Annotated in this window: 16 protein-coding genes; 1 reads left to right on the top strand and 15 read right to left on the bottom strand. The window is 48.3% G+C overall.

Annotated features, from left to right (window positions below; genetic code table 11):
- Position 1: 1 nt before the first annotated feature.
- The 3 genes from T472_RS06105 to T472_RS06095 all read right to left on the bottom strand — a co-directional run bounded on the left by T472_RS06105 (position 2) and on the right by T472_RS06095 (position 3,784).
- Entirely contained in the window at positions 2–1,060 is a 1,059-nt protein-coding gene (locus T472_RS06105) for an ABC transporter permease (protein ID WP_023387418.1), read from the bottom strand.
- The gene (locus T472_RS06100) at positions 1,057–2,562 is read right to left on the bottom strand and encodes an ABC transporter ATP-binding protein (protein WP_023387419.1); all 1,506 of its coding nucleotides are present in this window, start codon (positions 2,560–2,562) and stop codon (positions 1,057–1,059) included. Before T472_RS06100 ends, T472_RS06105 begins: the two co-directional genes overlap by 4 nt.
- Before the next feature lie 127 nt (positions 2,563–2,689).
- Entirely contained in the window at positions 2,690–3,784 is a 1,095-nt protein-coding gene (locus tag T472_RS06095) for a BMP family lipoprotein (RefSeq protein ID WP_023387420.1), read from the bottom strand.
- Positions 3,785–4,213: 429 nt separating this feature from the next.
- Here T472_RS06095 and T472_RS06090 point away from each other — a divergent pair, with 429 nt between their 5' ends.
- Entirely contained in the window at positions 4,214–4,936 is a 723-nt protein-coding gene (locus tag T472_RS06090) for a Crp/Fnr family transcriptional regulator (RefSeq protein ID WP_023387421.1), read from the top strand.
- Positions 4,937–5,039: 103 nt separating this feature from the next.
- Here the strand turns inward: T472_RS06090 and T472_RS06085 are convergent, their stop codons facing one another.
- From T472_RS06085 to T472_RS06030, 12 genes are all read right to left on the bottom strand, one after another.
- On the bottom strand, positions 5,040–5,879 hold the full coding sequence (locus T472_RS06085; RefSeq protein ID WP_023387422.1) for a YjjW family glycine radical enzyme activase: 840 nt from the start codon (positions 5,877–5,879) through the stop codon (positions 5,040–5,042).
- Positions 5,876–7,396, bottom strand: a complete 1,521-nt coding sequence (locus T472_RS06080) for a YjjI family glycine radical enzyme (RefSeq protein ID WP_023387423.1) — start codon at positions 7,394–7,396, stop codon at positions 5,876–5,878. Before T472_RS06080 ends, T472_RS06085 begins: the two co-directional genes overlap by 4 nt.
- A gap of 173 nt (positions 7,397–7,569) precedes the next feature.
- The gene (gene rbsK / locus T472_RS06075; RefSeq protein WP_023387424.1) at positions 7,570–8,460 is read right to left on the bottom strand and encodes a ribokinase; all 891 of its coding nucleotides are present in this window, start codon (positions 8,458–8,460) and stop codon (positions 7,570–7,572) included.
- 47 nt (positions 8,461–8,507) lie between these two features.
- The gene (locus T472_RS06070; protein WP_023387425.1) at positions 8,508–9,482 is read right to left on the bottom strand and encodes a nucleoside hydrolase; all 975 of its coding nucleotides are present in this window, start codon (positions 9,480–9,482) and stop codon (positions 8,508–8,510) included.
- 17 nt (positions 9,483–9,499) lie between these two features.
- Positions 9,500–10,522: a nucleoside hydrolase gene (locus T472_RS06065; RefSeq protein WP_023387426.1), complete on the bottom strand. Its 1,023-nt coding sequence runs from the start codon at positions 10,520–10,522 to the stop codon at positions 9,500–9,502.
- A 78-nt stretch (positions 10,523–10,600) separates the two neighbouring features.
- Complete coding sequence (locus tag T472_RS06060) at positions 10,601–11,953, bottom strand: 8-oxoguanine deaminase (protein ID WP_023387427.1); 1,353 nt, start codon at positions 11,951–11,953, stop codon at positions 10,601–10,603.
- A 47-nt stretch (positions 11,954–12,000) separates the two neighbouring features.
- Positions 12,001–12,744: a GntR family transcriptional regulator gene (locus T472_RS06055; RefSeq protein WP_023387428.1), complete on the bottom strand. Its 744-nt coding sequence runs from the start codon at positions 12,742–12,744 to the stop codon at positions 12,001–12,003.
- A gap of 35 nt (positions 12,745–12,779) precedes the next feature.
- Entirely contained in the window at positions 12,780–13,562 is a 783-nt protein-coding gene (locus tag T472_RS06050; protein ID WP_023387429.1) for a nucleoside phosphorylase, read from the bottom strand.
- Between the two features lie 96 nt (positions 13,563–13,658).
- Positions 13,659–14,570 (bottom strand): ABC transporter permease, encoded by a 912-nt coding sequence (locus T472_RS06045; RefSeq protein WP_023387430.1) that lies wholly within the window; start codon positions 14,568–14,570, stop codon positions 13,659–13,661.
- 4 nt (positions 14,571–14,574) lie between these two features.
- Entirely contained in the window at positions 14,575–15,627 is a 1,053-nt protein-coding gene (locus T472_RS06040) for an ABC transporter permease (protein ID WP_023387431.1), read from the bottom strand.
- Positions 15,620–17,128: an ABC transporter ATP-binding protein gene (locus tag T472_RS06035; protein WP_023863426.1), complete on the bottom strand. Its 1,509-nt coding sequence runs from the start codon at positions 17,126–17,128 to the stop codon at positions 15,620–15,622. The genes T472_RS06040 and T472_RS06035 overlap by 8 nt, the downstream gene beginning before the upstream one ends.
- Before the next feature lie 118 nt (positions 17,129–17,246).
- Positions 17,247–18,350 carry a BMP family lipoprotein gene (locus T472_RS06030; RefSeq protein ID WP_023387915.1) on the bottom strand — a complete coding sequence of 368 codons (1,104 nt, stop codon included), beginning with the start codon at positions 18,348–18,350 and terminating at the stop codon, positions 17,247–17,249.
- Positions 18,351–18,726 lie beyond the last annotated feature (376 nt).

The raw sequence follows: 18,726 nt of genomic DNA, 5'->3' as shown, positions 1-18,726 counted from the left end.
TTCATCGACTCCTCCTTCTTATCAGTTTCGCGATTTCAGGTGCTGAAACAAGAAGTATTACAAGGCTCTGCATCACTACAATTATGTTGGCAGAGACATTGGTGACCCTTCCCATCCTGAGCGCTCCGGTATCAAGTATTCCGAAAAGCAGTGATGTCAGGAGCACACCACCGGGATGATTCCTTCCGAGTATAGCCACGGCTATACCAGTGAATCCGAAGGAGGGTGAAAACCCTTCGATGTATCTCCCGTACTTACCCATGACCTCGGTCACTCCTGCAAGTGAAGCTATGCCTCCGCTCAGTGCCATTGCGAATATCATCAGTTTCTTTGCATTCATTCCCGCAGATACTGATGCCGAAGGATTGCTTCCCACAGCCCTAAGCTGGAAGCCCGCAGCGCTCTTCCAAAGGAAGATATATTGGGCTGCCGCAACCGCAAGGAGTATGAACAGGGCAGTGGTTAACTGTGAATTCCCGACAAGCTTCGTAAGCATCAGGCCCTCGGATATCGCATTTGTCTGCGATACGGAACCCTCAGCCTTGAACGGTCCATTGACGAGGAATGACATGAAGAGAGTCACGATATAGTTCAGCATTATTGCCACTATTACCTCGCTTGTCTGCTTCTTTGCCTTGAAGTATCCCGGGATAAATCCGACAAGCATTCCAGCAGCAACTCCTGTAATTATGCAGAGAGGCAGAAGGACAGCCACAGGTAGTCCTGGCAGAGCCAGTGCAACCAGCACTGATGCCATGGCACCTGCGTGAAGCTGACCTTCAGCTCCGATGTTCAGCATACCTCCCCTGTTGGCCATTGCCACAGCCAGGCCGGTGAATGCAAGAGGTATGCTCTTGCTGAAGGTGTTTGCTATGCTCCTTGCGTTACCGAGCGCACCCTGAAGTAGTGCGGTATATGCCTCTATGGGATCCTCCCCGATTACCAGAATGATAACGGCTCCAAGTACCAGCGCTATGGAGACGCTGAGCAGTGAGCTTCCGAAATCTCCAAGTGCTGACAGTGCCTTCAGTTTAGACCGTTTTTTTGCTGTTTCGCTCATACTTCAACCTCCTTCTCTGTTCTTCCTGCCATGAACAGTCCGATCTGCTCCTGGTTGTACTTGCCTCTTGGGAATTCTGCGCTTACCTGGCCTTCATAAAGTACCGCTATCCTGTCAGAAAGGTTCATTACCTCCGAAAGCTCTGCAGATATGAGCAGGATTGCCTTCTTCTCATGCCTCAGTCTCAGAAGCGTCTTATGTATGAACTCGATGGCGCCTATGTCAAGCCCTCTCACAGGTTGTGCAGCAATAACCAGTATAGGATCATGGCTTACCTCACGACTTAAGACAATCTTCTGCTGGTTTCCTCCGGAGAGTGAAGAAATGGGGTCTCCGATGTCGGCAACCTTCGCATTGAATTCCGTGACGAACCTGTCAGCGTCGCTCTCCAGCTTCCTGAAGTCTATGAATCCATTCTTTATATAGTCCTTGTCCTTGTGGTAACCGAGCAGGTAATTCTCAATTATTGAGAAGTTGCTGAGGATGGCGTTCTTGTGCCTGTCCGCTGGAATGTAGCCTATACCAAGGTCCTTCCTGTCCTTTACAGGCTTGCTGGTAATGTCCTGCCCGTTGATCTCGATTTTACCGGAACGCACCGGCATGGTTCCAATGATAAGCTCCTCAAGCTCCTGCTGTCCGTTGCCTTCTACCCCTGCTATGCCAAGGATCTCTCCTGCGCGGACAGAAAGGTTCACAGGAATCCTTGTCTTGTCATTCAAGACCAGGTCCTTTATCGAAAGCACAACCTCACCATAGCTTTCCACACTGTCACTCACAATATGCTCAACCTGTCTGCCCACCATGTGTGCCGCAAGGTCGTTCTGATTCACATCCCTGGTCTTCAGGTCGGCAACCTTGACACCCTTCCTGAGGACTGTCACGCTGTCAGACATCTCCATGGTCTCATTAAGCTTGTGGGTTATGAATATGATAGTTTTACCATCTCTGCGCAGCTGATGGAGAATGACAAAAAGGTCTGCCACCTCCTGAGGAGTAAGGACCGCAGTGGGCTCATCAAGGATGATTATATCGGCCCCGCGATAAAGGGTCTTCACGATTTCAACCCTCTGCTTCATTCCGACTGAAAGGTCAGCTATCTTCTGGTTGAGGTCAAGCTTGAAGTTGAACCTCGTAATCAGGTCCCTGACCGCAGCTTCGCTCTCTTTCCTGTCCAGGAAGAAGCTCCCGCACTCATTGCCCAGAATGATGTTTTCAAGCACAGTCATCTGGTTTACCAGCATGAAGTGCTGGTGCACCATTCCTATGCCCAGCTTGTAGGCATCATTGGGATTGCTTATGCGCACCTTCTCTCCCTTTACGTATATTTCTCCCTCTTCCGGATGGTACAGGCCAAAGAGCACATTCATAAGCGTAGTCTTTCCGGATCCGTTCTCACCCAGAAGGCAATGTATCTCCTGCTTTTCTACCTGAAAATCCACCTTGTCGTTTGCGACAACACCCGGAAAACGCTTCGTTATCTGCCTCATGTCAATTATCGGCATCAGTTTCCCTCCGTTCTTGGTATAGTATGGCTGCCTTAATTCAGAAACAGGCGGTACGGGATATCCTCAATTATCCTGCAGCCAGCAGAACACTCCGGAGCCCAAACCGCCCATCAGTATTGTCAGATTATTTCTTGTTCGCTTCCAGGAATGGATTGACCTCTTCGATCGCAGCTGGTATAACCAGTTTCCCTGAAACCACAAGCTCTTTGATCTCATCAAGCTTCTTTGTCACGCTTTCAGGCAGCTTTATGTTGCTTCCTTCCATATTGAGGCCTACGCCTTCATCAGCAAGTCCCATAACCTTGAGCCCGGCCTTGAATTCCCCGTTCAGAGTGGTTTCAATTGCATTATATGCACTGGAGTCTACCCTCTTCATCATGCTGGCAACTATGTTGTCAGGAGCGACACCATTCTGGTTGAGGTTGACACCGATAGCAACGAACCCCTTTTCCTGTGCTGCCTGGAAGAGTCCCATTCCTGAAGCTCCTGCAGCATGGAATATTACATCAGCACCCTTCGAATTGAAGGTAGTGGCTATGTTCTTTGCAGTAGTTGGGTCTCCGAAGCCTCCGACATAGTCAACAAGCACTTCAAGCTCAGGGTTGATGTACTTGGCACCTGCAGTATAGCCTGCAACAAATCTGTTAAGAAGCGGATTATTCACTCCAACCATGACACCGACTGTCTTTCCATCTCCAACCTTGTCTGTTGCCTTCTCCTGCTTTATGAGTGCAGCGAGTGCTCCAGCCATGAAAGAACCTTCCTGCTCTTTGCTCGTATAGCATGCGACGTTCGGCAGTTCAAGATTGGCGTCTATAAGTGCAAACTTCTGCTCAGGATAGTTTGCAGCCACCATCTTAAGTGCATCGATCTGTTCAGCGCCCACGCATATGATTATGTCATACTCACCTGATGAGGCCATGTCTTCCTGTACGATCGCCTCGTCAGAAACTGACTTCGGCTCAACATAGTCATATTTGATGCCAAGGTCAGCGGCAGCCTTCTTGACTCCTTCGAATGCAAGGTCATTGAAGGATTGTCCTCCAAGGCCAGCTTCAGTGAATATTATGCCTGCCTTGAAGTCCTTTGGAGCTGCAGTCTGTGACTGGGACGGTGTGGTGGGGCCTGCGGTAGGAGTTGTTGGCGCTGAGCTTCCGCAGCCTGCTAAAATTGAGGCGGACAGCAGCAATGTACCAAGGATGGCAATCGTTTTCTTCATGTTTATTTTCCCCCTGTCGTTTGTTGTACATGTTTAGTAACTTGTTTAACAACTTGCGTTAAATATACCACACGTTGTTGTACATGTAAACATTAACAATGATAAAACCTAAAATTTTCTTTGCTTCAGATTCCTATGATATTCCTTCAGTACCATAGATAAACACACACTCATGCATTTGCTGGGCCTTATATTTAAGAATATTTCAAAATAATTATTCGAATTGAAATTAAACCGATATCATAATATTACATTATAATTCTGGCCATCCAGCTTTTACTGATTTTATAGAGCCCTGTTCAGGCAGTGCATCTCTTCAGGAGAGCATGTAATTTCCCTGGAAATCACCTCTGTGGTCAATTTACTAGGTTTATGATACTCTGGTTATAACAGGTGCTGAAGCTCCATATCCAGAAGGAGGTGTAAGCTGTGACAAATGAGGAGAAGCTGGCCAGGCTCCTTGAAGCCGTAATGTCCAGAGACATCAAAGTCAAACTCGATAAAACCTTCCTGAATACTGTTGCCTATGAGGACATTCAGTTTATATGGTTCGAGAAGGGTGAATATCTCTCCTATATCGGCGCCCCGGTTGAGAGACTCATGGTACTTATCGAAGGTCAGGTTTCGGTCTTCAAATACAGCTCAGGCGGCATGAGCATAAGGAGCGGCATATCAGAGGCTCCCCAGATCTATGGCCTTTATGAGTCCCTTACAGGAACAAAGGGGCATGGAGTAACACTCCAGGCAGAAACCCGCGCACATTGCGCGGTGATCCGCCCAGCCTTCTTTCTCCGTGCAATCAGGAACAACCATGAGATCGCACTGGCAGCCTTGTCATTTCTTGCAAGGTTCACAGCCAGGATGCTTGATAGGACCGACCAGCTTACCCTTAACACACCATATGAGAACCTGATAATCTTCCTGTTCGAGAATTGCTCCGGAAAGCTACTTCCTCATGTGATCGAGGCAAACAAGGCTGAAATCGCAGAGCTTATGAACATAAGCAGCCGCACCCTTTACCGCCAACTCGAACAGCTTGAGGAAGAAGGCCTTATTAAGAGAAGCCATGGCAAGATAGTCGTCACAGGCTCCGCATTCCAGAGGCTCAGGGACAGGTATGATTCTTACACTAAAGAGCATGGATTTGGCTGATTTTTCATCAAGGAAAAGAAAAGCACTGTCCAGAGGTCATGAGCCTTCTGTGACAGTGCCATTTATTTTTTATAAGTCTTGCTACCCTAGATTCAACATGGGGTCAGGTTATGATGACCCTGTGGAATCCCTTGTCCTCCACAAGTGACTTGAGCTCCTCCATCTGGGCCTGTCCCGGCATTTTCCAGGTCAGAGCCTCTCCCCTGACACCGATTGGTCTGAACTTTATGAGCCTGTAGGTAACCTTGCTGCATCTGAGGAATGGTTCCAGGATATTTCCTGCATTTACAACTGTGAGACGGCTGAACGGATTGTCCGGCAGCACCACTGTCCTTATCTCTGTGAGCTTCCCCAGCCTTGCCAGTTCCACGGCATTGTTAAGTACCATGTCATTGCTTCGGCCGGTAAGCTCCATATGGAAGAGTTGGTCAGTCCCCTTTATATCCAGCATCACACCGTCTGTCACAGACATTAGTTCCTCATCGAAGGCTATTGGAAGTCCCCCGTTGCTGTCCATGAGTGTGCCCAAGCCAATCGCCTTAGCCTGCCTGAAGAGTTCCACAACAAAATCCCTTTGAAGGGAGCACTCACCTCCGGAAACTGTGATCCCCCTGATGAATGGCATATTTGCCTTCACCCTCTCCATTACACCTTCAACCGTCATTTCCTTCACTCTGGGTGTCGCCGAGTAAGGGCAGTTCTTGTAGCATGCCCCGCAATCAGTGCACCTTTTTTCATCCCATTCAACCTTGCCTTCAACCATCTCAAGTGCTCCCGAAGGGCATCCCGGTACGCAAAGGCCGCAATTGATGCATAGGTTTATTGTCTCCGGATTGTGGCAATACTTGCAGTTGAAGTTGCAGCCCTGGAAGAATATCACCGTCCTGTTTCCAGGACCGTCTATGAAGCTTGAGTCTATGATGTGGTTGACAGGGGCTTTCATAGGGACTCTACCTTGCGCTCAAGGGCATGCTGGTTCTTCGATGCCAGGTATCCCCATGTGGCATTGGCCTGTCCTACTGCCTCGCCCCTTGAAAGCTTCTCTATGTCAGACTTCTTTACAAGGTAGCCTGTTACCCTTACAACGTCGCAGGTATCGGAGTAGGTTGAGAAATAACGCATTCCTTGTGAAAAGCTTCCCTTTACTATGTCAAGTATGGCTCCCACGTTGTTCTTTGCAGTCTCATCAAAGGGGAATATGTCACCGACTCCGCTCGGAAAGTACTTCTGGAACTTGTTTTCATGCTTGAGGTGAGTATAGAGGTCCGGCTCCTCGCCGATTGCTATGCGGATTCCCGGGGTGATGCCGATGTCCTCCGCTATCCCTACCTGAGCATGAAGAAGGAAGTGGTTCCCTGTAACATCGCAGTATTTTGATTCATATGAATTCAAATGCTGGTTCATTGCAGCAAGTATCCTGTGCGACAGATCATCTGCTTCCTTGCACTGGGCATACCTTCCATCAATTCCATCCTTTGCAAGGAGCGTATTCACGCACTCGTTCAGGCCAACTATTCCAACCATGCCTGTGAAGTTCTCAAGCTTTATGAAGCCTTCCTTCACGAGGAAGTTCGTGGTGAAGAAATGGCTGTCCTCCACAAGGTACCTGATCTTCTCGTCCATAAATGTGCAAAGAGTGTTCACAGCCTTTGGAAGGAACTCGAAGAATTCATCGCTGTTATTGACCTTGTCAGCAATCCTGCTGATCATAACCCTTGAGAGCGTAAACGCTCCTCCAGCAAGAGGCAGTGCGTTGTAGCAGCTTGCGATTCCTATCGGGAAAGGATTGGCTTCCTGATAATCGTTGTAGTTGGCAAAGCTTGGCTTTGCGCAAAGCTGCGCGCAGCTCAGTGCCTTCTCTGAGAAATCATCGGAGGTTACCTTTTCATCGTAAAGCATGGTGATCGAAGGGATGGCTTCCTGAAGCTCCATCTCGGCATCCAGTATGTAGTTGCCGGCCTTTGTCTCTTCAGGCCCTATGTTCATGTGGCAGTACGAATCAGGAATGCTCCTTGAAAGGAAGAACAGGAAGTTCTTTATCTCACGCCTAGCCTCTTCTTCGCTTACACCGTCTATGAAGGGCTCAAGCATCTTGTCAACCCTGCCAAGGTAAACCGGATAATGGGTCACTGACGGCACATGCCTGTAGAATATCTCAAGTGTCAGTATGGCTTCAGAAAGTGTCGTCGGCGGCTTCAGCCTAAGGAACTGGCAGCCTTCATCCATCAGCTTCTGGTAATCAGGCAGTATGTATCTCGGGGCATATGGCAAAAATCCTTCACTAAGGTTGCAGAGCAGTCCCTCTTCGAGCATTTCCTCGAATCCTTCAGGAAAATCGAACACGTTCGCAAACTGTCCAGGAAGTGAAGCAAGGCTGTTTGTAGCCTGCTCGTGGGTAAGTGCGGAATTTGCAGCAATCTGCTGTGCCTGCTGGATCAGTGTTTCAAGGTCTTTTTTCATGTTTCCCTCCATAATGGTTATATTATCAATTCCCCGTTGTATTGACTATATGATAACAATTGCAGACGGTATAAGAATATGCCACATGGCACAAAAAAGGACTTATTTTCAGCTTTTTTTGCGAAAACAAGTCCTTTTTCCATAGTTGCACAATTCCGGCATTTCTACTGGGCTCAGGCCATCCGGTCAACCTCTTCCTTCCTCGGTATCGAGCCTATGGCGCCTTCCCTGGTGACAGCAAGTGCCGCTGCCCTTGAGGCGTAGGTCATCGCTTCGGTATGGTTGCTGCCATCGAACTGGCTGGCAAAAGCACCGATGAATGTATCGCCTGCGGCAGTCGTATCCACAGCCTTCACCTTGTAAACAGGTATCCTGATGTCAAGCTCCCTGCTGCAGAATCTGGACCCGTCTGACCCCATGGTGTAGATTATGTTCCTTACGCCCTCAGCCAGCAGCTTCGATATGGCCTTCTCAGGATCCTCCTCGCCTCCGCTCAGAAGTATGAGTTCTGTCTCGTTGACGACAAGATAGTCGACAAACCCAAGATAGCTTCTGTCGAATGCGGCATTCACAGGCGCGGGATTGAATATTACCTTAACTCCCATTTCCCTGCACAGCCTAAGCGTCGAATAGATTACGGGAAGCTGTACCTCCATCTGCATGATGCAGTACTCAGCATCCTCTAAAACTTTCCTATGCTCGTCGACCCATCCTTCTGTAAGCCTGAAATTCGCTCCCGGAGATACTATGATGGTGTTCTGACCCTTTGCATCTATGGATATGTATGCCTTGCCTGAAGGCCCTGGCTGTTCATCAAGCCCTTCATGGTCAATCCCTTCCTTCACCAGGAGTTCCTTCATGATTTTGCCATCTTCATCCTCACCGATGGCTCCTATAATCGCTACCTCGGCGCCCGAACGGGCAGCTGCAACAGCCTGATTCAGGCCCTTGCCTCCCAGAGATGTATCTGTTTCTGTTGAAAGGATGGTCTCGCCTTCTTTCGGGATATGCGGAACCTGCAAAATGTAGTCCATGTTCAGGCTCCCTACAACTACTATCTTCATGGGTACCTCCTTAATTACAAATTTGTCAGTTCTTGTTGGAATATCTCCTACTGTATGTCCTTTGCTTTGGCGAAGGTTTCAAGGAATCTCTTCACGAACCTTTCCCTGTCAGCTGACATTGCGAAACGGCAATTTGGCTTTTCCCTGGATTCCCTCCTGTCTATGGCACAGTGTCCTTCGGCAGAGCCTGTAAATCCAATAGCGCAGCGTACATCCCTGACATCCATCAACACCTCTGGATCAAGGAAGGCTGCAACAGCTACAACATCATGCATGGTTGCTGAATCAGGAAGATGCAGCGGCTGGTTTGCCGTATGGAGCTTCATGCGCTGTTTCAGAAGTCCTGCCGCAAATTCGCTGCAGAAATTGCCCTGGCTCCTCAGCACTTCGATTTCATCACTTGTTATTATTGCCTGGTGGGTTGCATCAAGCGGCACCAGTGTTGGCACTATACCTGAATTCAGAACTATCTGGGCCGCTTCCGGGTCATGCCAGAAGTTTCCTTCGGCATAGTTATTGTTGTATATCTTGTGTCCTCCGCCCATAATGGTCAGGCTGCCTATCCTGCCTGCGAGATCCGGCCAGAGTGAAAGCACTGTGGCGAGATTCGACAACGGTCCGGTTGTTATTATATTAAGCGGGTCCTCCGCATTTGTCAGCGCTTCCTTGTAATAGAAGACAGCAGGTATCTCCTGCTCCCTGTATATTGAATCAGGGAGATTCAGCTGGTCGTCATGCATCCTGGCAACCTTACCGTCTATGACAGCCTCAAGCTTCTTCGTAACACTTCTCTCATTATGGAGCTTTTTGACCAGAGGTTCAGGGAGCCCCCGATATACCGGAATGTTCCTTCCCATTCTCGAGAGAAGCCTTAAAGTGTTGTCAGTGGTATGTCCTATGTCCACATTGCCGCTGCAGGTGCATATGGCCTGGACCTCGATTTCCGGTGATAGCATTGCAAGCATGATGGCGATCGCATCATCCGAACCTGTATCAACGTCTAGGATCACTTTCTTTTTCATATGTATTGATTCATGGACTAAGCCGTGATTTCCTCCTCGTGAGATTTCAGGGATTCCCTTCCATTACCTGAAAACAGGCTGCAAAGCATCCCAAAAAACTTATCCTTGTCAGCTTTTACAGCAATCGTTGCATTGGCAGACGCAGGCTTTGCCCTCCTGTCAAGGAGCAGTTCACCGTCACATATGCCGGTGCACTCCACCCTGCAGTTCTCAGTCAATACCTCTGTAAGGACGGATCTGTCGATGCAAGCGCATGCTGCGAGGGCATCGTGGATAGGAGACCAGGCTCCCCTTGTCGCATGCTTCACGGACTCATATTCTATCCTCTGGCGAACCACGCTGGCTGCGAACCTTCCTTCGAAGGTATTCAGCGATTCAAGCACATCGCAATCCGAGTCTGTAAGCGGAACGGAGAATGTTGCATCAAGGGTCACAAGAAGCGGATTCAGTCCGGCTTCAAGGATGATCTGGAGAGCCTCGGGATCATGCCAGACATTGGCTTCACCGCCTTCGCTGACATTGGACACTTCAACCCCTCCACCCATTATTATCAGTTCATCTACCTTATCAGCAAGCTCAGGAGCCATCCTGAACAGGAATCCAAGATTTGTGAGGGGACCTACCGCGACTATTGTCACAGGTTCGGTGGTTTCCTTCAGGTACTTATGATAGAACTCAACCGCGTGGAGTGCTTCCCTGGTCTTATTTGTATCAGGCAATCCGCTTAACCTCTCACTATGAAGGCTAAGCTCCCTGCCATCTATTATTATAGGTTTTATGTCACTTTCAGGAACACGTCCAGGTGTCAGGTCCTTCACCATGCTATGCGGACACCCGGCATAGACAGGCACATCCATGTTCAGTACTTCGCATACCGCAAGCGTATTGAACGTGGTCTGCTCTACTCCAAGGTTACCCCAGACTGTGCAGATCCCTTCGACCTTCAGCTTTTCTGACTTCAGTGCCACCATTATGGCTATAGCATCATCCGAACCCGTATCTACATCAAGGATCACTTTTTTTCTATTTCTTTCGTACATCGTTTCCTCCAGCTCTGATAGAAGAAGCGTGGCCAAGACCACGCTTCCTGTTCAGTCTTTGTATTCATATGCATGTTTCTACTGCATCATCCCTTTTGAGTGCTTAGCGATCCGCCTTGTAAGGGCCTCTTCATCCACACCCACAAGTATCCCTTTGTCGACTATGACTTTTCCTGCAACTACCGTATAGTCCACAGGAGCCTTGATTCCGACTGTTGACAGCATGCTACTGACATCAAAGGCAGCTCCTGCAAATTCAAGCCGGCTTTCCTTTACTGCAAAGAAATCAGCTGCCATACCTGGGGCAAGATGTCCCAGCTCAGGTCGTCCAAGTAACCTGGCACTTCCTTTGGTAGCTATCTTCAGTATTTCGTATCCGCTTGGAGCCTTGTCTCCTGAGGTTAGCCTGTGAAGAAGGTATGCTATCCTCATTTCCTCCATGAGGCTTGAACCATCATTGCTGGCACTGCCATCTACTGCCAGGCCTACCGGAACCCCTAATGCCAGCATCTCAGGTATCCTTGCTACTCCTGATGAAAGCTTCATGTTTGATGCGGGACAATGAGCTACTCCGGTACCTGTCTCAGCAAGATGCTTCAGTTCATCGGTATTGAAGTGGATGCCATGAGCAAACCACACATCGGAACCGATCCAGCCAAGTCTCTCCATATATTCAAGCGGCCTTATGCCAAGCTTCTCCTTCAGATAGACCTCTTCATCCATTGTCTCCGCCAGATGGGTATGGAGCCTTACCTTAAGGTCCCTTGCAAGCTTCGCTGACTCCTTCATGAGGTCTCCTGTTACGCTGAAGGGTGAGCATGGTGCAAGCACAATCTGTTTCATTGAGTATTCCTTCGGGTCATGGAACTGGTTTACGGCTCTCTCTGAACTTCTGAGTATTTCATCGATAGTCTGAACAACCGAATCAGGTGGAAGGCCGCCATCCTTTTCGCTCAGGTCCATGCTTCCTCTGGATACTGCCATCCTGACTCCGAGTTTTCCTGCCGCTTCAAACTGAGCTGACAGGAAATCATTGCTTTCCTTCGGGAAAACATAATGGTGGTCGAACACAGTGCTGCATCCGAATTTCGCAAGTTCACCCATGCCTGCCATTGAGCTGTCATAGATGGCGTCAGTTGTCAGGTTCTTCCATATCTGGTAGAGCTTTGTCAGCCAGTCGAACAGTTCAAGGTTCTGTACCTGAGGCAGATTTCTCGTCAGTATCTGGTACAGGTGGTGATGCGTGTTCACTAGTCCCGGATATACCGCAAGGTCCGAGCCGTCTATGACTCTGGATGCCTCAGGCTGTGAGTCCCCTATAGATACGATGACTCCATCCCTTACAAAAAGGTTGGTATCCTCAAGGATGCGATCCTTGTCATCGCAGGTCACGAGATGCCTTATATTTTTTATCAGTAGTGTATTATCCATCCTTACCTCTCTCCAATTCCGCCAGAATGTTCAGATCATCGCTTTGGTCAATGCGTCGCATTGATCTCGATCGAACAGACTTCAGGCAATATGTAGTGCTTGTTGTGGATCAGAAGTGTAAATTCATCTTCAGTATAGAGGTTCTCCTGTATGAGGCTCAGTTCTTCATCCTCGCTAAGTACATAACGGTCGCTTATGAACTTTCCTACCCAGGTTGTCTTCACCTTGATATGGGCACGGCTAGCAATCTCGTAAGCCGTGTTCTCCAGGAAATCAAGCACCTCGGACTTGTTTGAAAGGTCAAGTCCAAGAGTCAGAACTGATTCTATCGGTGCAAGTGTCAGCGAATAGGCGACTATCTTTCCGTTGCTCCTATACCACCTGTCAATCGCAAGTGCAGTCTTCGTCTCACGATTGAAAAGCTTTTGCTCGTAATCGCTTGATGACTGCAGGCGCACTTCCACTTCAACATCCTCGTCAATTGGCACCTGTATGCATTTGCGGACGGGGTTCCCGAGCTTTTCCAGACTTGAAACCCCTGGTTTGTTAAGGTCCACAACAAAATTCCCTTTACCCTTCACTTTCTCCAGAAGTCCGTCCTCTTCAAGGAGCCTCATGGCTTTACGGAGTGTTTCACGGCTTACGTCAAGCAGGGCAGCAAGCTTCGGCTCCGGCGGGAGTGCTTTCCCAGCAGGATAGGTTCCATTAGTCACCATTTCATATAACCGGTCGTAGACTGCTACAAAAACCGGCGTCTTTCCTCTATCTTCCTGTCCTATTCTTTCTCCCATGTGACTCTCCTTAATTGATCAATCGAATTCCGATGTTATTTTTTAGCTTTTTTTGCTTCCTCGAACCTTGCTATTGTTTCCAGTACTACCTGGATTTCCTTATCCCAGGCTTCAGCAAGCCTTTCGTTCTTTTTGGTGTAGATTACTTCGCTGTTTGTGAGATTTCCCGAACAGCCGCATATGCATGCTACCCTTACATCCCTTAGGTGTCCTATTGTATAGAGTGCTGATGCTTCCATCTCTATATTCATGACCTTGAGCTTTCTCAGGCTCTCTAGGAATTCAGGTGTTTCGCCATAGAACGCATCATCAGTTGCACTAACTCCAATATATACTTTTTGTTCACTTTCATCCATCATTTCCTTGGCTGTCATAATAAGTTCGTGTGTAAACTCAAAATCAGGTGCCGCTGGGAAGCAATCTGGAACATAGAATTTCGAGGTTCCTTCATTCTTCATTGATGAAGTGCTTATCATCAGGTCTCCGATATTGATCCTGGGATCAAGCGCCGCTGAGCTTCCTATCCTTATCAGCGTCTTTGCGCCTATGTTGATGAGCTCTTCCGCAGCGATCGCTGCTGACGGACATCCCATTCCGGTCGATGTGACACTTATCTTTATTCCCTTGTAGGTTCCGGTGAAGGTCCTGTGCTCGCGGTTGTTCGCCATGAGCACTCCATTATCGAGATATTTGGCTACACGGTCAGATCTGGCTGGGTCTCCAGGCAGAAGCACGTATTCTCCGATGTCTCCAGGTGCCAGCGCTATATGATACTGTTTTTGTCCAAGTGTTGTTTCATGCTTGTTAAGTATTGACATTTAAAATCCTCCAATCATCATGCACGCATCTGATGACCTCAGGTACAGCAGATGCTCAACCTACAATATATCCATTTGATGCTTCGTGTTTTGGTCTTAAGCGATTTTGTCCTTGTACTTCTTTCTGTTCTTCAGGCCAATGATAAGAAGTACGAACAGCGTGAGCGCATAGGGCAGCATCTGAAGGAACTGGTCAGGTATGTCCACCTCCAGGTTGATCCTTACGGCCTGCGCGAATGCGAATACCAGGCTTGAACCCCATGATCCCAGAGGATTTGCTCCGCCGAATATATTGGCGGCAAGTGCCATGAAGCCTCGTCCCGCTACCATGTCCTTCACGAACCTGTTGTTCTGGACAATTGAAAGATATGACCCGCCAAGTGCGCAGAGCATTCCGCAGACGATTATTGCCTTATACCTGTACAGCTTGACAGGTATTCCCACTGTCGCTGCTGCCTCATCATGTTCGCCTATGGCCCTTAGCCTGAGTCCCTGCTTTGTCCTGTACATGAACCACCAGGCAAGGATTACGATCATTACAGTGAAATAAAGATACGGTGACTGGTTCTTGAAAAGCAAGCCGAGAAATGGAATCTCCGACAGTACAGGTACTGTTATGCTTGGGACCTGCTTGACGCTGCCGCTTAATCCGTCACTCTTCCATACAGCCCTTGTCAGGACTATGGTAAGTCCGGATGCGAATACGTTCAGGCCTATGCCGCTGACGCTTTGGTTGGCATCGTAATGCAGCACGAGCACCGCGTATATCCAGCCAATGAGGGCTCCAACCGCAAGCGACAGCATTATACCAAGGTACGGGCTTCCTGTAAGATGAACTCCAAGAACTCCGCTGAATGCCCCAAGGAGCATCATTCCCTCGACTCCAAGATTGATGACGCCGCTTCTCTGGCAGATCGTAGCACCGACCGCAGCCAGCGTCAGTGGAATGGACAGCCTGAGAGTGGCAAGGAACATATCCGAGGAAAACAAATATGTAAGGTTCTCCATTCTGTTAGGCCTCCTTCCTGTACAGTATCTTACGGGCGATATTCGGGGTGGCGACGAAGAGTATTACCATACCCTGGATCACCTGTACCATGGTAGCTGAGATTCCCGCAACATAGCTCATCTTCATGGCACCTGCATCCATTGCTCCGAAAAGTATGGCTGTAAGTATCAGTCCGAATGGATTGTTTGCTGCAAGAACTGCAACAGCAATTCCTGTGAATCCGAACCCTGGAGAAAATCCGTCTATGAACCTTCCGTATTTTCCGAATACCTCAGTCATGCCTCCCAGGCCTGCGATTCCTCCGGAAACTGCCATTGCGATTACCATCATTGCTCCGACCTTTATTCCTGAGGCTTTAGCAGCATCTGGATTCTGACCCACAACCCTTATGTTGAAACCTGCACGCGTCTTCGCGAAGAACAGGTAGATTACCAGAGCCAGCAGCAGGGCCAGCAGCAGGGCAGTGGTCAGCTGCGATTTCGGAATAAGGTTCCTGAACATGTATATCTTATCCATTGCCTCTGTCTGGGGAGTCACTGAACCTTCGTACTTCAGCGGTCCGCTGACTGCGTATGAGCAGAAGAGGGCTACCAGATAATTCATCATTATTGCCACGATTACCTCATTTAGGTGAAGCTTGGATTTTGCAAGCCCCAGCAGCACCCCAAGAAGCCCTCCGGCGAGGAATCCGGCAAGTATGGAAGCACCAATCACAATGACTCTGGGCATTCCCTGCATCGAGAGTGCCACAACAGCACTGGCAAGGGCTCCCATGTTAAGCTGCCCTTCCCCTCCTATGTTGAAGACACCGCTTTTTGCGGCGAATGAGAATGACAATCCGCAGAATATGAGCGGTATGCTCTTGCTCAATGTGTTTGCAATGGCTTGGGTGCTTCCGAATGAACCGTTAAGCATGGATGAGTATGCCGCCACCGGATCATACCCGACAGCAAGCATGATGAGAGCGGAGAAAACGAGGGACAAAAGGATCGCAAATGCAGAAATGCCAAGATTGAACAAAAGGCCCTGCAGCTTTATCCTGTATTCCTTATCCATTCTTTTCCTCCTTCTTTCCCGCCATCAAAAGGCTGATTGATTCATTGGTGTATTCTTCCGATGGCCTGACGTCCATGACTTCTCCCTTATAAAGGACTGCTATCCTGTCGCTGATCTGGAACAGGTCGGTAAGGTCAGCGGATATGAGAAGGACTGCCTTGCCTTCGCTTCTAAGCTGCAGGAGGACCTGCTTGATGTACTGTATGGCTCCTATGTCAAGTCCACGGGTAGGCTGGGATGCCACAACAAGCTTCGGTCCTGTGCTTACCTCGCGTCCAAGGACCAGCTTCTGCTGGTTTCCTCCGGAGAGACCCCCGATCTTCTGCTCAACATTTACCGCCCTTACATCGAACAGCTTCATAAGTTCCTTCGCCTTCTTGTCAAGATAGGCATAGTTGATTATCCCGTTCTTTGCATACTCGCTCCGGAACTGGTTGCCGAGAAGATAGTTCTCCTTTAACGACAGCTCCTTCACAATACCGTGTTTCCACCTGTCTGCAGGGATGTAGCCTATGCCAAACTCCCTGCGCTTCCTGGAGTTAAGGTGAGTCACATCTTCTCCGTCAAGTCGGATTGACCCTTCCTTGCACTTCCTTATACCGATTATGAGTTCCTCCAGCTCCTGCTGTCCGTTTCCGTCAACTCCAGCTATCCCTAGGATCTCTCCTCCCTTGATGTCAAGGGTTGCCGTATTTACTGCATGTTCAAGAAGTCTCACATTCTCAAGCGAAATCACCGGCTTCTCGGATTTTTCAGATGAAGCCTTAATCACTTCAAAGGACATGGTCTGTCCGACCATCAGGTTTGCAAGCTCCTGAGGGGTTGTGTCTTTGGTCCTGACATTGGCAACCGAGGCTCCGTTCCGAAGAACTGTGACCTGGTCTGAAACCTCCATTGTCTCATTGAGCTTATGGGTTATGAATATTATGGTCTTGTTGTCCTTTCGCATATCCTTAAGGACATTCAGCAGCTGCTCTATTTCAAGTGGGGTAAGTACGGCAGTCGGTTCATCAAGTATGATGATGTCTGCTCCTCTGTACAGGGTCTTCATTATCTCAACACGCTGCTTCTCGCCGACTGAAAGCTCGCTTATCTTCTTCTCAAGGCTAAGCGCAAATCCGAACTTCTCTGAAAGCGCCGTAAGTTTTTCAGTGGCTTCCTTCCTGTCTATATGCATTCCCTTGCCTGGTTCATGTCCAAGTATGATATTTTCGAGGACTGTAAGGTTCTCGATCAGCATGAAATGCTGATGCACCATTCCCATGCCAAGCTCATAGGCAAGATTGGGAGTCATATGGCTGATCTCCTTCCCCTTTACCTTTATGGTCCCTTCCTCAGGCTTGTACAACCCGAACAGCACCTTCATGAGTGTGCTTTTCCCGGCTCCGTTCTCCCCCAGCAGACAATGTATCTCTCCCTGTTCGATATTGAAGCTTATATTGTCATTTGCCACCATACCCGGAAAACGCTTTGTTATTCCATTCATTTCAACAGCTAACATCGGGTACCCCCTCTTAAAAATCCTCATTCCGTAACACAGGGATGGACTGAAAGCCCACCCCCGATCATTATGCCCACTTAAAATTCAGTCTGCCTTATCTTCAGTAATACTTTCTTTCTTATTCGTACTTGTTCGCTTCAAGGAACTTTGCGGCATCGTCTAAAGTAGTAGGTACTACTATCTCTCCGCTCTTTATCTTCTCAGCGATTTTTTCTATGATCTTAACATCATCAGGGCTTACTACAATCTTGCTGTTTTCAAGGGTGTAGCCGATTCCTTCTTCCTTTACTCCAAGAACAACCTGCTTTCCAACTGAGAGGTTCTTGTCTATTACCGCTGCCTTTATGATTTCGAAGGAAGCTGTGTCAACCCTCTTCAGCATGCTGGCAACTATATGGTCTGGTTCGAGTCCATTCTGGTTCGAGTTGCAGCCGATGGCAACGAAATCAGCTTCTGCAGCTGCCTGGAACAGTCCAAGTCCGCTTCCGCCTGCCGCATGGTATATTATCCCTGCGCCTTTGCTGTTCTGGCTGAGTGCGATCTCCTTGGCTGTTGATGTATCTGCGAATGGGTTGTTTCCTGCAACATATCCGGCCATGGTTTCAGCAGCCGGGTTGACATACTTCGCTCCTGCCATGTATCCTGCATAGAACTTCACAAGGAATGGAATCTCCATTGCTCCGATGAATCCGATCTTCTCGCTTCCAGTTAGCTTGTATGCTTCAGCATTCTTTGCCATGAGTCCAGCAAGTACTCCAACCAGGAATGAACCTTCCTCTTCCTTGTTGACATAGGATGCTACGTTAGGAGCATCGATCACTCCATCGATTATCGCATACTTCTGGTCTGGGTATTCCGCACAGACCTTGACAAGCGGGTCTACCTGGTCGAAACCAACACCTACAATTACTTCATATTCTCCGCTGCTGGACATATCACGGAATATGAGTTCATATTCTGAAATCTGCTTTGGTTCAGCATAATCGAAGTCAACTCCAAGCTCATCCTTTGCACGCTGTGCACCTGCATAAATCAGGTCATTGTAGCCCTGGTCTCCAAGACCTCCGACTCCCAGAATAACAGCGACCTTCCCCTTGGATTCAGTTTGCGCAGTTGTGCCACTCGGTGTTGTCGTTGGAGCCGGATCCTTGGACGAACAACCTGTAACAACCATCATAACCAACAACAGACACGCTACCACCAATCTTGATACCTTTTTCATACTTTCCTCCCTATATTATCCTCTGTTCTAAAAATTAGACATGTTTTTCAAAAGTTGTCTAATCTCTGTCGATGTGTCTAATTTATCACCCAACATTAACACTGTCAATCGTTTTCATTGATTTTCATTAAAAAATTATTTGGAGTAACGGCAATATTCTTCATATAAATATAGACATGTCTAAACAACATGTCTAATTATTATATCCTTTACATGATTAAGTTCATCATCTGGTTAACCCTATGTGTCAGAATGTTTGTCGTACCCCAATAAATAAAGTATCCTAATAGGAATAGGATGAGGAGGACGACATTATGGCCTATACCAGGAGAGTTAAGGAGACAGCCATCAAGATGATGCTGCCACCCCAGAGCAT

Origin of the sequence: Youngiibacter fragilis 232.1 (assembly GCF_000495435.3) — a bacterium.
GTDB lineage: Bacteria > Bacillota > Clostridia > Clostridiales > Clostridiaceae > Youngiibacter > Youngiibacter fragilis.
The sequence above is the reverse complement of the archived record's forward strand: the minus strand, read 5'-3'. Positions and strand labels throughout refer to the sequence as shown.

Coding starts and splice junctions, on each gene's coding strand:
- T472_RS06050 (WP_023387429.1), bottom strand. CDS start 13,562: ATGTCAATACTTAACAAGCATGAAACAACACTTGGACAAAAACAGTAT.
- T472_RS06085 (WP_023387422.1), bottom strand. CDS start 5,879: ATGAAAGCCCCTGTCAACCACATCATAGACTCAAGCTTCATAGACGGT.
- T472_RS06080 (WP_023387423.1), bottom strand. CDS start 7,396: ATGAAAAAAGACCTTGAAACACTGATCCAGCAGGCACAGCAGATTGCT.
- rbsK (WP_023387424.1), bottom strand. CDS start 8,460: ATGAAGATAGTAGTTGTAGGGAGCCTGAACATGGACTACATTTTGCAG.
- T472_RS06035 (WP_023863426.1), bottom strand. CDS start 17,128: ATGTTAGCTGTTGAAATGAATGGAATAACAAAGCGTTTTCCGGGTATG.
- T472_RS06045 (WP_023387430.1), bottom strand. CDS start 14,570: ATGGAGAACCTTACATATTTGTTTTCCTCGGATATGTTCCTTGCCACT.
- T472_RS06040 (WP_023387431.1), bottom strand. CDS start 15,627: ATGGATAAGGAATACAGGATAAAGCTGCAGGGCCTTTTGTTCAATCTT.
- T472_RS06055 (WP_023387428.1), bottom strand. CDS start 12,744: ATGGGAGAAAGAATAGGACAGGAAGATAGAGGAAAGACGCCGGTTTTT.
- T472_RS06100 (WP_023387419.1), bottom strand. CDS start 2,562: ATGCCGATAATTGACATGAGGCAGATAACGAAGCGTTTTCCGGGTGTT.
- T472_RS06060 (WP_023387427.1), bottom strand. CDS start 11,953: ATGGATAATACACTACTGATAAAAAATATAAGGCATCTCGTGACCTGC.
- T472_RS06070 (WP_023387425.1), bottom strand. CDS start 9,482: ATGAAAAAGAAAGTGATCCTAGACGTTGATACAGGTTCGGATGATGCG.
- T472_RS06105 (WP_023387418.1), bottom strand. CDS start 1,060: ATGAGCGAAACAGCAAAAAAACGGTCTAAACTGAAGGCACTGTCAGCA.
- T472_RS06030 (WP_023387915.1), bottom strand. CDS start 18,350: ATGAAAAAGGTATCAAGATTGGTGGTAGCGTGTCTGTTGTTGGTTATG.
- T472_RS06095 (WP_023387420.1), bottom strand. CDS start 3,784: ATGAAGAAAACGATTGCCATCCTTGGTACATTGCTGCTGTCCGCCTCA.
- T472_RS06065 (WP_023387426.1), bottom strand. CDS start 10,522: ATGTACGAAAGAAATAGAAAAAAAGTGATCCTTGATGTAGATACGGGT.